This is a genomic window from Zongyangia hominis, from assembly GCF_014385095.1.
GTDB classification, from domain to species: domain Bacteria; phylum Bacillota; class Clostridia; order Oscillospirales; family Ruminococcaceae; genus Zongyangia; species Zongyangia hominis.
The window spans coordinates 93548-109152 of record NZ_JACRTC010000004.1; the positions used below are offsets into that span (position 1 = coordinate 93548).

A 15605-nucleotide genomic window follows, 5' to 3' on the forward strand; every position below is an offset into this window, starting at 1 on the left:
AAATCAAAAAACGGCGGGCGGCAAGCCCCGGATGTGAAAAGTGCTGGCCGAAAACGGCGTACCGTCGAAGTATTTGCAGGAACGGCTCGGGCATAAAGACTTGCAGGTCACCATGAAATACGATCCGCATTGAACCGACCAGATGAGCGGAAAGGGACGGGATGTACTAAAACATGTACCGGTATAAAGCGCAAAACGAATGATTTTTGCCAAGCATCCCTCCCCGGCAGCCTGACACGCGGCGGAAGGCATCCTCCGGCGGCAGCCGGAAAAAGCCCCCGGAATATAATTCCGGGGGCTTTTTGATCGGTTAAAAGTGGGACTTATTTGTTTGCCTCTTCGACCGCGACAGCGCAGGCGACGGTGGCGCCGACCATGGGGTTATTGCCCATGCCGATGAGGCCCATCATCTCTACGTGTGCGGGGACGGAGGAGGAACCGGCGAACTGGGCGTCGCCGTGCATGCGGCCCATGGAGTCGGTCAGGCCATAGGAAGCCGGGCCGGCGGCCATGTTGTCCGGATGCAGGGTGCGGCCGGTGCCGCCGCCGGAAGCGACGGAGAAGTATTTGACGCCGTTTTCATAGGACCATTTTTTGTAGGTGCCTGCCACCAGGTGCTGGAAGCGGGTGGGGTTGGTGGAGTTGCCGGTGATGGAGACGTCCACTTTCTCGTGCTTCATGATGGCGACGCCTTCCAGGACGTCGTTGGCGCCATAGCATTTGACCTTGGCCTTGTCGCCGTCGGAGAACGCTCTCTCCTCCACGACATTGAGCTCGCCGGTGGCGAAGTCATAATCGGTCTTCACATAGGTAAAGCCGTTGATTCTGGAAATGATGTAAGCGGCATCCTTGCCCAGGCCGTTGAGGATAACCCGGAGGGGTTTCTTTCTGGCCTTGTTGGCGGTTCTGGCGATACCGATGGCGCCCTCTGCGGCGGCGAAGGACTCATGGCCCGCCAAGAAGCAGAAGCAGTCGGTCTCTTCTCTGAGCAGCATAGCGCCCAAGTTGCCGTGGCCCTTGCCCACGTCTCTCTGCTCGGCGACGGAGCCGGGTACGCAGAAGGCCTGCAGGCCCAGACCGATGGCCTCAGCGGCGTCGGCGGCAACGGTAATGCCTTTTTTCAGTGCGATGGCAACGCCCAGGGTGTAGGCCCAGACGGCGTTCTCAAACGCGATGGGCTGTACGCCTTTGACAATGGCGTCCACATCTATGCCTTTGCTCAAGCAAAGGTCGCGGGCCTCTTCGAGGGATGCAAAGCCGTACTCAGCCAGGCATTTCTCAATTTTGGCCATTCTTCTTTCTTTACCTTCAAACTGTGCCATGTTTGTTACCTCCTTCTCCCTTATTCTTCACGCGGGTCGACATATTTGGCAGCGCCTTCATAGCGGCCGTATGTACCGGTTGCTTTTTCAAAAGCCTCTTTCGGGTCCATGCCGTGGCGGATGTTTTCCAGCATGACGCCCAGCTTTACGAATTTGTAGCCGGTGACTTCGCTGTTTTCATCCAAGGCGATGTTGAGGACATAACCCTCGGCCATCTCCAGATAGCGCACGCCCTTGGCGTTAGTGGCATACATGGTGCCCACCTGGGAGCGAAGGCCCTTGCCCAGGTCCTCGAGTCCGGCGCCGATGGGCAGTCCGCCCTCGGAGAAAGCGGTCTGGCTGCGGCCGTAAGCGAGCTGTTTGAAGATTTCACGCATGGCCACGTTGATGGCGTCGCACACCAGGTCGGTGTTGAGCGCCTCCAAGAGGGTCTTGCCGGTGAGGATCTCCGCCGCCATGGCCGCGGAATGGGTCATACCGGAGCAGCCCAGGGTTTCCACCATGGCCTCCTCGATGATGCCCTCCTTGACGTTGAGGGTCAGTTTGCACGCGCCCTGCTGGGGTGCGCACCAGCCCACACCGTGGGAAAGACCGGAAATATCCGAAATCTGATAAGCTTTGACCCATTTGCCCTCCTCGGGGATGGGTGCCGGGCCGTGTTTCGGGCCCTTTGCGACGACGCACATTTTCTCAACTTCATGAGAATAGTTCATATCGGTACTCCTTTCGCTTTCGCGGAAACCCGCGAAAAAAGATTTGTTCGTCCCAGCCGCCTCGCACCGCGTGCCGCGGCCGCAGACCCGCGATACCATTCCCGCTTTCTAGCGGCATCCCGCCATGGAGCGTCCGGGCCCCGGCGCCGCGCCGCAAAACCCAGATGGAACGAATGGAATCTGCCGGAGACAATCGTTGTCCCGTCCGCCATTCCCAACCTTTCGACGGCGAAAACCGTCCCCTTTGGACAAGAAGGGCGCAACTACTTTGTATTATAATATGGGGCGGAGTATTAATCAAGAGAATCGGGAGTTAAATTTCTGTCAATCTCTCTCAAAACCGCCTTCCAGGGCCATTTATTTACTGAATGTTCATCCTTTTGTCCGGGGGCTTCTATATAATGTTTGCTGAGTGCCAGTTTTCTTATTTATATACTTCTCCATCCTTCAATTGACAAAATTAGGAAACCTCGGTAGAATAGGAATGTTCCAGTGAATTTCGGTTTGCACCGGGTTTTGTTCCCGGTGTTTCCAATATGTTAGAGGTGAAAGTACATGGGTTTTATGGAAAAACTGTTCGGCTCCTACTCCCAAAAGGAGCTCAAACGAATTAACCCCATTGTGGACAAGGTCATTGCCCTGGAGGAAAAATACCGGGCCATGAGCGATAGCGAGCTCAAGGCCATGACGCCCGCTCTCAAGGAAAGGCTTAAAAACGGCGAAACCCTCGACGACATCCTGCCCGACGCGTTTGCCACCTGCCGGGAGGCCGCCGACCGGGTGCTGGGCATGCGCCACTTCCCCGTCCAGATCGTGGGCGGCGTGGTGCTGCATCAGGGCCGCATCGCCGAGATGCGCACCGGTGAGGGCAAGACCCTGGTGGCCACCCTGCCGGCCTATTTAAACGGCCTCTCCGGCGAGGGCGTACACATCGTCACGGTCAACGACTATCTGGCCCGCCGCGACTCGGAGTGGATGGGCAAGGTCTACCGGTTCTTAGGCCTCAGCGTGGGCCTCATCGTCAACGGGCTCGACAACGAGGAGCGCCGCAAGGCTTACGCCTGCGACATCACCTACGGCACCAACAACGAATTCGGGTTTGACTACCTGCGGGACAACATGGTCATCTATAAAACCGACAAGGTCCAGCGGGGCTTCCACTACGCCATCGTGGACGAGGTGGACTCCATCCTCATCGACGAGGCCCGGACGCCGCTGATCATCTCGGGCCAGGGGGACAAATCCACCGACCTGTACACCATGGCGGACCAATTTGCCCGCACCCTCAAATGCAAGCGGGTCAAGGAGCTCAACGACAAGGAAGAGCAGGAGGACGAGGTCGGCGGCGATTACGATTACATCGTCGACGAGAAGGCCAAGACCTGCACCCTGACCAAAAACGGCGTGAAGAAGGCGGAAGCCTACTTCAATCTGGAAAACCTGATGGACGCCGACAACATGACCATTCAGCACCACATCAACCAGGCCATCCGCGCCCACGGCATCATGCACCGGGACATCGACTATGTGGTCAAGGACGGGCAGGTCCTCATCGTCGACGAGTTCACCGGCCGCCTGATGATCGGACGGCGGTACAACGAGGGACTGCACCAGGCCATCGAGGCCAAAGAGGGCGTCAAGGTGGAGCGGGAGAGTAAAACCCTGGCCACCATCACCTTCCAGAACTACTTCCGCATGTATAAAAAGCTCTCCGGCATGACCGGTACCGCCATCACCGAGGAGTCGGAGTTCCGGGAGATTTATAAGCTGGACGTCATCGAGATTCCCACCAACAAGCCCTCCCAGCGGGCGGACCACCCGGACGTGGTCTTTAAAAACGAGAACGGAAAGTTTAACGCCGTCATCGATCAGATTGTGGAGTGCCATGAAAAGGGCCAGCCGGTGCTGGTGGGCACCATCTCCATCGACAAGTCGGAGCGGCTGGGGCATATGCTCCAGAAGCGGGGCATTAAGCACGAAATCCTCAACGCCAAATACCACGAAAAAGAGGCGGAGATTGTGGCCCAGGCCGGCCAGTACGGCGCGGTGACCATCGCCACCAACATGGCGGGCCGCGGCACCGACATCATGCTCGGCGGCAACGCGGAGTTCATGGCCAAGGCGGAGATGCGCCGGATGGGCTTGTCCGAAGAGCTCATCAGCGAGTCCACCGGCTATTCCGACACCGACGACCAGGAGATTCTCGACGCCCGCAAGACCTTCCAGGAATTAAACGCCAAGTTCAAAGCGGAGATCGCCGACGAGGCTGAGAAGGTCAAGGCCGCGGGCGGACTCTTCATCGTGGGCACCGAGCGCCACGAGTCCCGCCGGATCGACAACCAGCTGCGGGGCCGCGCCGGACGTCAGGGCGACCCGGGCGAAACCCGGTTCTACCTGTCCATGGAGGACGACCTGATGCGGCTGTTCGGCGGCGAGCGGATGCAGGGCATGATGGAAGCGCTCAACTTAGAAGAGGATATGCCCATCGAAAACAAGATGCTCACCAACACCATCGAGTCGGCCCAGAGCAAGGTGGAGACCCGCAACTTCGGTATTCGTAAAAACGTGCTTCAGTTCGATGACGTCATGAACCGCCAGCGTGAGATCATCTATGGCCAGCGCTCCAAGGTCCTCGACGGCGAGGACCTCAAAGACAACATCCTCAAGATGATTGAAGCCGTGGTCCAGACCGCGGTGGACCAATTTATCCCCAACACCGACGACAAGGCGGACTGGAATTTAGACGGCCTGAAAGGCTACTTCTTAGGCTGGATTCTCTCCGACGACGACCTTGTCTACAATGATGATGAGCTCTTCGGCCTGAGCCGGGAAGAGCTGGTCACCACCATCACCGGCAAGGCCAAGGAGGCCTATGCGGCCAAAGAGGAGAAGCTGGGAAGCGAGCTCATGCGGGAACTCGAGCGGGTGGTGCTGCTGCGCAACGTGGACGCCAAGTGGATGGACCACATTGACGCCATGGATGAGCTCAAGCGGGGCATCTATCTGCGCTCCTACGCCCAAAAGGACCCGGTGGTGGAATACCGTCTCGAGGGCTTTGACATGTTCGAGGAGATGAACAACTCCATCCGGGAAGACACGGTCAAGATGCTCTTCACCATCCAGATTAAGAGCGAGGAAGCTCCCAAACGGGAGCAGGTGGCCAAACCCACCACCGCCTCCCACGGCGGGGACGGAGACGGCTCTGAGAAAAAACAGCCCATTAAAAAGGGCAAGAAGATCGGCCGCAACGACCCGTGTCCCTGCGGCTCCGGCAAGAAATATAAAAAGTGCTGCGGCCGCGACGCCTGACCTGCGGTCGGCAAGCGGCCTCCCGGCCGTAATCAAGCATAATAGTGCCCGCTTTCATGTCGCGTCCCAAGTCTAATGCGCAACACTGCCGCGCAGCACGCGATTCAATTTCATATGATGCCGCAGCGCGTCATCCCCCACCGGTAGGTGGGCGGTCGGCAAGCGGCCTCCCGGCCGTAATCAAGCATAATAGTGCCCGCTTTCATGTCGCGCCCCAAGTCTAATGCACAACACTGCCGCGTCACCCGCCCACCTGCCGGCGAGGATATCGCGCCCTTAGTCTTGTTCGCACCACTGTCGCGTAGCTCGCACCCAAATCACGTACAAAACTGCAGCGCGGTCTGTCGGCGGACACTGTCCGCCCACCGGTAGGTGGGCGGTCGGCAAGCGGCCTCCCGGCCGTAATCAAGTATAATAGTGCCCGCTTCCATGTCGCGCCCTTAGTCTTGTTCGCACCACTGCCGCGTCACCCGCGCGCCTGCCGGCGAGGATATCGCGCCCTTAGTTTTGTTCGCACCACTGCCGCGCAGCTCGCACTCAAATCACGTACAAAACCGCAGCGCGGTCTGTCAGCGGACACTGTCCGCCCGGCAGATCGTACTGTTCGTCTTAGCGGGCAGCCAAAACGCCATCGCGTTTTATGAACACATGGGCTTTACCCTCACGGGAAAGCAGCTCGTACAGCAGACGCCTTTCGGCGATCTGCGGGAATTAGAAATGCTGCTCCTCCGGTAATGCAAACACAAAAGGGCCGTGGAAACTTCCACGGCCCTTTTTCTATTGCATATGCTGTGTCGATCTGGGAAATTACTCCGCGAAGATGCGGTCGTACTCGCTGTTGATGTAGGCGATCTCTTTTTCGGAGAGCTCCCAGTTGGCGGCGGCCACATTCTGAAGCGCCTGTTCGGGGGTTCTCATGCCCACCAGGGCGCTGGTGACCAGGTCGTTCTGGGTGGTCCAGTTGATGGCCACCTGACCCACCGGCACATTGTGGTCCGCGGCGATGGAGCGCAGCACTTCGACGAGCTGCATGCATTTGCTCCACTTGGGCTCCTGGAAAAAGTCGTAGAAATTGGCGCGGTTGTCGCCCGGGCCAAACTTGGGCAGCTCCTTATATTTGCCGGAGAGGACGCCGGAGCCGAGGGATCCATAGGTCAGCACACCCATGCCGTGCGCTTTGGCGTATTCCAGCAGATGCTGCTCATCGCGGTAGATGAGGGAGAACTGGGGCTGGATGCTGACCACCTCACCCGCTTTGCGGCAGGCGTCCATCTGCGCGGGGCTGAAGTTGGAGACGCCGATGTAGCGGATTTTGCCCTGATCTTTGGCCTTCATCAGCGCGGCCATGGTGTCCTCAAAGGGAGTCTTCTGGACCGGCTCAGGCCAGTGAATCTGCATCAGGTCGATGGTGTCCACGCCCAGGTTTTTGAGGGATTTGTCGATGCCGTAGGTGATATATTCCGGGGAACAATCCTTGTAGACCGGGGAAGTCTGATCGTCCCAGCGGATGGCGCATTTGGTGGCCAAAATGACCTTGTCCCGCACGCCCTTGATGGCCTCGCCCACGATCTTCTCCGCGTGGCCGCGTCCGTAAGCCGGCGCTGTGTCCACCAGGGTGACGCCCGCGTCAATGGCGGTGCGCAGGGTCTCGATGGAATTCTTGTCGTCCGCCGGACCCCAGAAGTCCCCGCCGATGGCCCAGGTTCCCGCGCCGATGACGGATACATTCAGGTCTGTGTTGCCCAGTTTTTTAAAACGCATCTGTACCTTACCTCCTGTTTTTCCTAAGAGCTCATTTCTCAAACAACCCCTATTATAGCACTTTTTGACAGAGGAACAAGCCCTCATTCTGTGCAACTTGTTCCTATTTTTGCGTCATTGTGTTTGATTGGGGCGAAAAAGGACGGCTTTGTTCACAAAGCCGTCCTTTTTTATTTGAGAAATTTTCGCCAGCTGCCGCGCCTACCGGCGAGGATGGCGCGCCCTCAATCTTGTTTGCTACATTGCCGCGCCGCACGCGTTCAAATTTCATACGATGCCACAGCGCGACACCCCCCGCTGGGAGGCGGCGCCGCTGCGCGGTATGGGTGCGGACACTGTCCGCGGCTAGACGAAGAGTTCGGTCAGGACGCGCTTCGTGTCGTCCAGCGTAAAGACGCCCGGGGTGTTTTGGAAGTTGGCGTTGCCCTTAAACCGGGGGAGATAGTCCTCGATTTGGGGCGGGGTCATCTTCACTTCCATGCGGGCTAAGTCTTTAATGAGGTCCACGAAGGTCTCACAGTGGGTGCCCAGCGCGGCCTCGAACCCGGCAAACTTCTTCGGGTAAGCCTCCTGGGCCCGGTGGATGTACTCGGGCAGGAAGATGGCGCAGGCCTTGCCGTGGGCGATGTGGTAGTCCTCGGTCAGGACATAGCTCAGGGCGTGGCAGAAGGTGGTGCCGGTGATGTTGATGACAAGCCCGCCGTAGAGGGAGGCGTAATAGAGCCGCTCTCTCAGGGTGTGGGGCAGATGCTCGCCGCTGTCGCCCTTGTGCATATAGAGCTGAATGAGGCTCCCGCCCAGGATGGAGATACCCCGCAGAGCATAGGCGTCGGATACCTCGTTACCCTTGGCCGCGAAGAGGCCTTCCAAACAGTGGGCAAAGGCGTCCAGGGCGGTGCTGACGGTGAAGTCATAGTTTAAGCTGTAAGTATATTTTGGGTCCCCAAAGGAGAGGGCCGCATAGGTCTCATCGCTTTTAAAGCTCTTTTTCTGGCCGGTGGCGTCGTTTGTCAGGACGGATACCGCCGTCACCTCGCTGCCGGTGCCCGCCGTAGTGCCCACCAGCACAAAGGGAAGGGCGCGGTTCTGCCATCCGCCGTAGATATCCAGTCCCGAAAGCTGGGGATTGGAAGCAAAGACCGCCACCGCCTTGGTGGAGTCCAGCGGCGAACCGCCGCCGATGCCTAAGATGAACTGGGCGCCCATCTCCCGGGCGATTTGGCCCGCTTTATGGCAGGTCATGACGTAGGGGTTCTGCACCACCTCGTCGAACACCTGGTAGCCGATGCCCTCCTTGTCCAGCGCCGCCGTGACGTCATCCAAGGCGCCGCAGGCCTTGGCGCTGTGCTTGCCGGTGACGATGAGGCATTTGTCCCCCAGCTTTTTGAGGGCGGCGCTGTTTTTGAGCACGCAGTCCTCCCCGCTGGTGACCCGGGCCGGCATATACATATTAAAATTCATGTCTTTCCACTCCTTGTCCTTGCTCTTGTTCCCGTTCTTACCGCGTTTTCTCTATGATACCATGATCGTTTCTCCCAGGCAAGGGACCCGTCCCGTTCCCAGGGGGAAGCGGCTACTTTCGTTTGTCCTCGCCGTCCGGCTGGTCCTCCCAGGGCGCGGGATAGGGCTCGCTTCTGGGCGGTTTGGGCGCATCGTCCTCGATCTTCTTGGGCGGGGGGTAGACCTCGTTGTTGCCGTATTTGCCCTTTCTCATGAAGGGCATCTGCACCTTTTTGCCGCTGCCCAGATGAATTTGCTGGGGCTCGGCCTCATATTCCGCCGTGCGCCAGGGCAGGCCACGCTTTTCCAGCCGCTTCTCGGTGAGGCCCCGGACGATGGAGTAGATCACCGCGAAGAGGGGGATACCCAGCAGCATGCCAAGGAATCCGAATTCCCCGCCGGCCACGATGATGGCCAGCAGCGCCCAGAAGGCGGGCAGGCCCGTCTTGCTGCCGGAGATTTTCGGGTCGATGATATTGCCGTCGATCTGCTGGAGGACGACGATAAAGATGACAAACCAAATGGCCTGGATGGGGTTGACCATCAGAATGATGAGGGTGGAGATCACCGCGCCGATGATGGCGCCGAAGAAGGGGATGAGGCTGCACACACCCATGATGACCGCCACCAGAATGGGGTAGGGCCACCGAAACAGGGTAAGGAAAAGAAAGCACAGGGAGCCGACGATGCAGCCGTCCAAGACCTTGCCGGTGATGAAGCCGTTAAAGATCTGATGGCTGTGCCGGGCCAGGTTGATGGCCCCGTCCACGAAGCCCTCGGGCAGGAAGGCGTACATGACCTTCTTGATCTGGGCGCAGAATTTTTCCTTGCTCATGAGCAGATAGAAGGACACCACGATGCCCAAGAAAAAGTTGGCCACGCCGGAGCCTAAAGACATGGAGAAATCCAGCACCTTGGGCAGGGCGATGTTGGCAAGTTCCAGGGCTTTGGTCATGATCTCCTCGCCGGAAATCATGAACTTGGACACCGCGTCATAGATTTCGGGTTGCTCCTGCAAAATCTTGTTGACAAAGGTGGTCAGCTGGCTGACATAATAGGGGATGTTGCGGGCCAAAAGATAGACGCTGTTGACAAGCTGGGGCAGAATAAAGGAAAACAGGGCCACCAGCACGATGAGGGCCACCAGATAGGTGGTAATCACCGCCAAAGTCCGCTTGGCCTTTTTTCTGGGTTTGTCCCGTTCCAGCATCCGCCCGTAGAGCCGCTCGAAAAAATTCATGGGGGTGTTGAGCAGATAGGCGATGGCAAAGCCGAACAAAAACGGGGTCAGCAGGCTGAGAATACGGCGCAGGCCGCTGAAAATGGAGCCCATGTTCCAAAAGATGAGAAAGATGGCCACCCCGGCGGCTAAGACGAGAATATTGGAAATGGTGCGGGAAGTATATCTTCTATCCCAATGAAATTTCATCCGATCAGACACCTCATTTTTCTTCCGTTGCATCCGGGGGTGCTCCCCAGGTGCCATTATCAAGTAGTATAGAGGATTTGCCTGGAAAAATCCAGCAAACGGGCAGAAAATTAAGGAAAGTTTTCATTTTATTCGCTCCAGAGACGTCTTGGGGCCTGTCGGGGGAAATGGGGTGCCTGTGCTCCTGGGATAGGCGCATCCGCCGTTGAAAAAACGGCGCTGTTTGTGGTATATTACTACATACGAAATTCTTTTTTCCCCGGCGGCGCGGCGTCCGGCGAAGCTCCCAGTCCGCGTCGCCTATTCGGCGCTGCTTTTTAGCCTGGTTCTTCCGAGCGCCGCCGGGCCCTCTTCGCATGCGCCCCCTGACCGCGGCGGTCATCGTGTCCCGCTCCCGCCGCCCGGGCCCTCTTGGACGCGCCCTCTGACTGTGGTGGTCATCCGTGTCCCGCTCCCGCCGCCGCATGCCCGCTGGAAATCGTTCCGCGCCAGGACGGGACCGCTTTCTTCGCTGCCCATCCCGCTTTTCCACCGGGGAAAAGTGATCTGTTAAAAATAAGGAGAGATTTCTTTGGACGGAGCTTCATGGCTCTACTATCTGCTCATTGTGGTACTCGTGGCCCTGTCGGCCTTCTTTTCATCCACCGAAACGGCCTATTCCAGCGTCAATATGATCCGCATGCGCCACTACGCCGACAGCGGCGACAAGCGGGCCAAGACGGCCCTTGGCATCGCGGAAAACTTTGACCGGGCCCTGTCGGCCATCCTCATCGGCAACAACATCGTCAATATCGCGTCGGCCTCCATCGGCACGGTGATCTTTACCGCGCTCATGGGCCCGGCGGGCGTGGGCGTCTCCACAGCGGTCATGACGGTGGTGGTGCTCATCTTCGGCGAAATCCTGCCCAAAACCCTGGCCAAGGATAACGCCGAAAAGACCGCCCTGGCCGCCGCCGGGCCGCTGCGGGCGCTGATGACCATCTTTTCCCCGCTGGTCACCGTCTTCGTCTGGCTGACCAAGGTGGTGCGCCGCAAGGACGGAGGCAAACAGCCCTCGGTGACAGAGGAAGAGCTCAAATACATCATCGAGGAAATTGAAGACGAAGGCGTCCTGCAAAAGCAGGAGAGCGAGCTGCTCCAATCGGCGCTGGAATTTGACGACATCACCGTGTCGGAAATTTGCACCCCCCGTGTGGACATGGTGGCCGTTGATCTCGGCGACAGCGTGGAGGAAATCAAGAATGTCTTCCTCTCGGAAAAATATACCCGCGTCCCGGTGTATGACAAGACCATCGACTCCATCGTGGGCGTCCTCCACGAGCGGGAGTTCTTGCGCGCCTACATCGAGCACGGGGACCAAGTGGACGTGCAAAGCCTCATCCAGGAGGTCCTCTTCATCCCGCCCAAGAAGCGGATCTCCACCCTCTTGCGGGAGCTGCAGCGCAGCCGCAGCCATATGGCCATCATCGCTGACCAATACGGCGGCACCTTCGGGCTCATCACCTTGGAGGACATCCTCGAGGAACTGGTGGGGGAAATCTGGGACGAGGAGGACGAGGTGGAACGGGACATCGAGGTGCTGGGCGAAGGGCGCATCCGGGTCAAAGGCGACATCGACGTGGACGACGTCTTCGATTATTTCGGCCTGCCCGATCCGGACGACTCCATCACCGCCGTCACCATCTCAGGCTACATCATGGACGTGGCGGGCAAAGTCCCCGAATCGGGGGAGCGCTTTTCGGCCGACGGCTTTGTGTTTCACGTCGAGCAGGTGGAGGAGCAGCGCATCCTGTCGGTCGTCATCTCCCGCCGGCCCCAAGAGGAGCCGCCCCAGGACAGCTGACCCCAAGCGCCCTGGCGCTCCAGAGCGTCCGGCTCGTGTCCACCGGCATCCGGGGCCATGGCCCGCGGGAAACCGCGGCGCTCACAAAATGCGCGCCACGGCCGGCACAAAAAGGAACGATCAACGGCACACGCCGCAGGTTGCCTGCGTTGTGTGCCGTTTTTGCGTCCCGGCGCGGAGTCCGTCCTGGCCCCAATGCCATCGCGCCCAGGTCACACCGACGGCTATCCGACGGCATCCTGCATGCTATCAAAAAAATGGTCCCCATTTTGTTTAACTTGCCACTTGCGTTTTGAAAAACCGTACAACCTGTTTTCTTCCCTATTTCGACAGATTCCCTCTCGATCTTCTTTACTACCGCCTCCATTGGTACCCGTTGTCAATTTTCGGAGAAAATTCCCAGAGGACAGTTGAAAAATCTGTTAAATATGTGGAAAGTTTATTTTTTGTACTTTTGATTTGGAAAAAATCAAAAAGAAGCGGCAAAATTTTTTATTTGGCATGTTTGTGTAAACCTGCAAAAAAACCGGTTAGATTCTTATGCATTTGCGAGAATCCATCCAAATCTTCCGCCGATCTTCCCTCACTCCTTGCATCTATCTACCAAGAGTGATACATTATATAGTATGTGAAAAACAAATACTTCAAGATCATGTAGTCCCAGGAAAAGTCTTGGCTGTTTCGGAGGTAATAAAATGCAGATGAATAAAAATGGGCAGACGGTGCTGGAGCGCCGGTATCTCATCAAGGACGAACACGGGCAAAACATCGAGACGGTGGAGGGACTCTTCCGCCGGGTGGCTGACGCCATCGCGGGCGCCGACACGCTCTTTGACAAAAAGGCGGATGTGCGGGCGCTGTCCGATCAGTTCTACGACCTGATGACCAACCTGGAATTTCTGCCCAACTCCCCGACCCTGATGAACGCGGGGCGGCCGCTGGGCCAGCTTTCGGCCTGCTTCGTGCTGCCCATTGAGGACAGCATGGAGGAAATCTTTGAGACGGTCAAAAACGCGGCCCTCATCCACAAGTCCGGCGGCGGCACGGGATTTAGCTTCTCCCGCCTGCGCTCGGCGGGCTCCACCGTCAAGACCACCGGCGGCGTGGCCAGCGGGCCGGTCAGCTTCATGCGGGTGTTCAACATGGCCACGGAAGCGGTCAAGCAGGGCGGAACCCGCCGGGGCGCCAACATGGGCATTCTGCGGGTGGACCATCCCGACATCCTGGACTTTATCGACTGCAAAAAAAATAACGCCGACATCACCAATTTCAATATTTCGGTGGGCATCACCGAAGACTTTATGAAGGCCGTGGAATTGGGGATCGACTACGATCTTGTCGATCCTCACACCAAAGAGGTGGTGGGCCAGCTTTCCGCCAAGGAGGTCTTCGACAAGATCGTGGAGGCGGCTTGGCGCAACGGGGAACCGGGCATCATCTTCCTCGACCGGCTCAACCGGGACAATGTGGTCCCCAGCCAGGGCGAAATCGAGAGCACCAACCCCTGCGGCGAGCAGCCGTTGCTTCCCTTTGAGTCCTGCAACCTGGGCTCCATCAACCTCTGTCAGATGCTCAAAGAAACGGACGGGGGCTGGGAGCTGGACTACGACAAGCTGGACCGGACCGTGGGCCTTGCCATCCATTTCTTAGACAATGTTATCGAAGTCAACAAATATCCTCTGCCCATCATCGACGAGGTGACCAAGTCCACCCGGAAAATCGGCTTGGGCGTCATGGGCTTTGCCGACATGCTGGCCCGTCTGGGCCTCTCCTACAACTCCGACGAGGGGGTGGAAGTGGGCGAGAAGGTGATGGACTTCATCACCACCCGGGCCAAGGCGTACAGCCAGGAGCTAGCCAAGACGAGAGGAGCCTTCCCCCTCTTTGCCGAGAGCATCTTTAAAGACGAGGCGCCTTTGCGCAACGCCACCTGCACCACCATCGCCCCCACCGGCACCTTGTCCATCATCGCGGGCTGTTCCTCCGGTGTGGAGCCGGTTTTTGCCTATGTCTTTATCCGCAATGTCATGGACAACACCGAAATGATCGAAGTCAACCCCATCCTCCGGGAGACCCTGGAAAAACGGGGGCTTTACAGCGACGAGCTCATGCGCAAGATCGCCAAAGAGGGGACGCTGGCCCACATCGACGAGATTCCCGAGGACATCAAAAAAGTCTTTGTCTGCTCCCACGACATCTCCCCGACCTACCACGTCAAGATGCAGGCGGCTTTTCAGCGCCACACCGACAACGCCGTTTCCAAGACCGTCAACTTCACCCACGACGCCACCACCCTGGACGTCCGGGAGGTGTATATGCTGGCCTACCGCCTCGACTGCAAGGGCGTGACCATCTACCGTGACGGCAGCCGGGACAGCCAGGTGCTCAACATCGGCTCCGTCAAAAAGGGCGAGGCCCCCGAAGCCGCCAACCTGGAAATTCCCACCCACATCCTGCCCCGTCCCCGGCCTGAAATTACCAGCGGCATGACCGAACGGATGAAGATCGGCTGCGGCAACCTGTACGTCACCGTCAATTACGACGAAAACGGCATCTGCGAGGTCTTCACCTCCACCGGCAAGGCGGGGGGCTGTCCCTCCCAGTCCGAGGCCACGGCTAGACTCGTCTCCATCGCACTGCGTTCGGGCATCGATCTCGACGAGATCATCGACCAACTCCGGGGGATTCGCTGCCCCTCCACCATCCGGCGTCAGGACGTCACCTGTACCTCCTGCCCCGACGCCATCGCCAAGGTCATCAAAAAGGTGGCGGATTTCCGGGACCTGCACAAGGATGAAGCTTGCCCCTTTTGTTCCGACACGGCCGCAGGGAAGCGGCCCGTCATCAGCCACCCCGGCGCCATGAAATACTGTCCCGAATGCGGCGCCGAGATGGAGCACGAGGGCGGCTGTGTCTCCTGCCGCAGCTGCGGCTACTCCAAATGCAACTAGCGGGCAGTGCCCGCTTCCATACCGCGCCGTAGTCTCGTACAAAACTAAAGCGCGGGTGTCGCGGCTGTGCCACAAGCGAAACCCAGAGCGCGACACGCCCGCCGCAGGCGCGCGGGTGTCGCGGCTGTGCCGCAAGCGAAACCCAGAGGCCGATTTGCCACCCGCAGGCGCGGGGAACATCAAAAATGAGTGAGGTAGCCCATGACGAAACAAGAGATGAAAATCAAAATGTACGCGTTCACCATCGACTGCCAGGACCCCTATGCGCTGGCAAAATTCTACGCGGCGCTGCTCGGCTGGGAAGTCCCATTCCATGATGGAGATTGGGCATGTGTGGGCGCGCCGGGAGCGGAGCAGGGGGCTTATCCCGGGATCATGTTGCAGCGAAACGAGGCCTATCAGCCGCCGGTGTGGCCGGAAACGCCTGCCGCGCAGCAGCAAATGGCGCATTTGGACTTTGCCGTCAATGATCTGGAAAAGGCGGTGGCGCATGCCATTGCCTGCGGGGCCACAATGGCAAAGGAGCAGTTTTCCGACGGCTGGCGGGTCATGATCGACCCGGCCGGGCACCCATTTTGCTTGTGCCTGATGAAAGAAATGATGGAAAGCCCTCATTTTGCGCTGTTATAAATTAGCCGGGAAGGTTTGCCCGTGCTCCGGCACTACAAAAGCCGGCGGCAAGCGCGTCATGATGAACCGGCGCGCCGAGGCCAATGCACTTACTTTATCGCGAAATAAAAAGGGACCGCTGTGAAAAGCGGTCCCTTTTTCATGTTG

General features: G+C 58.3%; 10 protein-coding genes. 5 read left to right on the plus strand and 5 right to left on the minus strand.

Annotated elements, in window-relative coordinates; genetic code table 11:
* Positions 1–323: 323 nt before the first annotated feature.
* On the minus strand, positions 324–1322 hold the full coding sequence (locus H8709_RS07105; RefSeq protein WP_262397688.1) for a GGGtGRT protein: 999 nt from the start codon (positions 1320–1322) through the stop codon (positions 324–326).
* 20 nt (positions 1323–1342) lie between these two features.
* Positions 1343–2035, minus strand: coding sequence for an iron-sulfur cluster assembly scaffold protein (locus H8709_RS07110; RefSeq protein ID WP_262397689.1), 693 nt, complete (start codon positions 2033–2035; stop codon positions 1343–1345).
* 555 nt (positions 2036–2590) lie between these two features.
* On the opposite strand from H8709_RS07110, the gene secA reads away from it, so the two are divergent.
* Positions 2591–5344, plus strand: a complete 2754-nt coding sequence (secA, locus tag H8709_RS07115) for a preprotein translocase subunit SecA (RefSeq protein ID WP_262397690.1) — start codon at positions 2591–2593, stop codon at positions 5342–5344.
* Between the two features lie 507 nt (positions 5345–5851).
* A complete protein-coding gene (locus H8709_RS07120) occupies positions 5852–6079 on the plus strand; it encodes a hypothetical protein (RefSeq protein WP_262397691.1) in 228 nt (75 codons plus the stop codon).
* Between the two features lie 72 nt (positions 6080–6151).
* On the opposite strand, the gene H8709_RS07125 is transcribed toward H8709_RS07120, so the two are convergent.
* From H8709_RS07125 to H8709_RS07135, 3 genes are all read right to left on the minus strand, one after another.
* Positions 6152–7105: an aldo/keto reductase gene (locus H8709_RS07125; protein WP_262397692.1), complete on the minus strand. Its 954-nt coding sequence runs from the start codon at positions 7103–7105 to the stop codon at positions 6152–6154.
* Positions 7106–7450: 345 nt separating this feature from the next.
* A complete protein-coding gene (locus H8709_RS07130; protein WP_262397693.1) occupies positions 7451–8566 on the minus strand; it encodes an iron-containing alcohol dehydrogenase family protein in 1116 nt (371 codons plus the stop codon).
* Positions 8567–8678: 112 nt separating this feature from the next.
* Positions 8679–10034, minus strand: coding sequence for an AI-2E family transporter (locus H8709_RS07135; protein ID WP_262397694.1), 1356 nt, complete (start codon positions 10032–10034; stop codon positions 8679–8681).
* A gap of 571 nt (positions 10035–10605) precedes the next feature.
* Between H8709_RS07135 and H8709_RS07140 the strand changes: the two genes are divergently transcribed.
* The 3 genes from H8709_RS07140 to H8709_RS07150 all read left to right on the plus strand — a co-directional run bounded on the left by H8709_RS07140 (position 10606) and on the right by H8709_RS07150 (position 15458).
* Complete coding sequence (locus H8709_RS07140) at positions 10606–11877, plus strand: HlyC/CorC family transporter (protein WP_262397695.1); 1272 nt, start codon at positions 10606–10608, stop codon at positions 11875–11877.
* 695 nt (positions 11878–12572) lie between these two features.
* Positions 12573–14828, plus strand: coding sequence for a vitamin B12-dependent ribonucleotide reductase (locus tag H8709_RS07145; RefSeq protein WP_262397696.1), 2256 nt, complete (start codon positions 12573–12575; stop codon positions 14826–14828).
* A 201-nt stretch (positions 14829–15029) separates the two neighbouring features.
* Positions 15030–15458 (plus strand): VOC family protein, encoded by a 429-nt coding sequence (locus H8709_RS07150; protein ID WP_262397697.1) that lies wholly within the window; start codon positions 15030–15032, stop codon positions 15456–15458.
* Positions 15459–15605 lie beyond the last annotated feature (147 nt).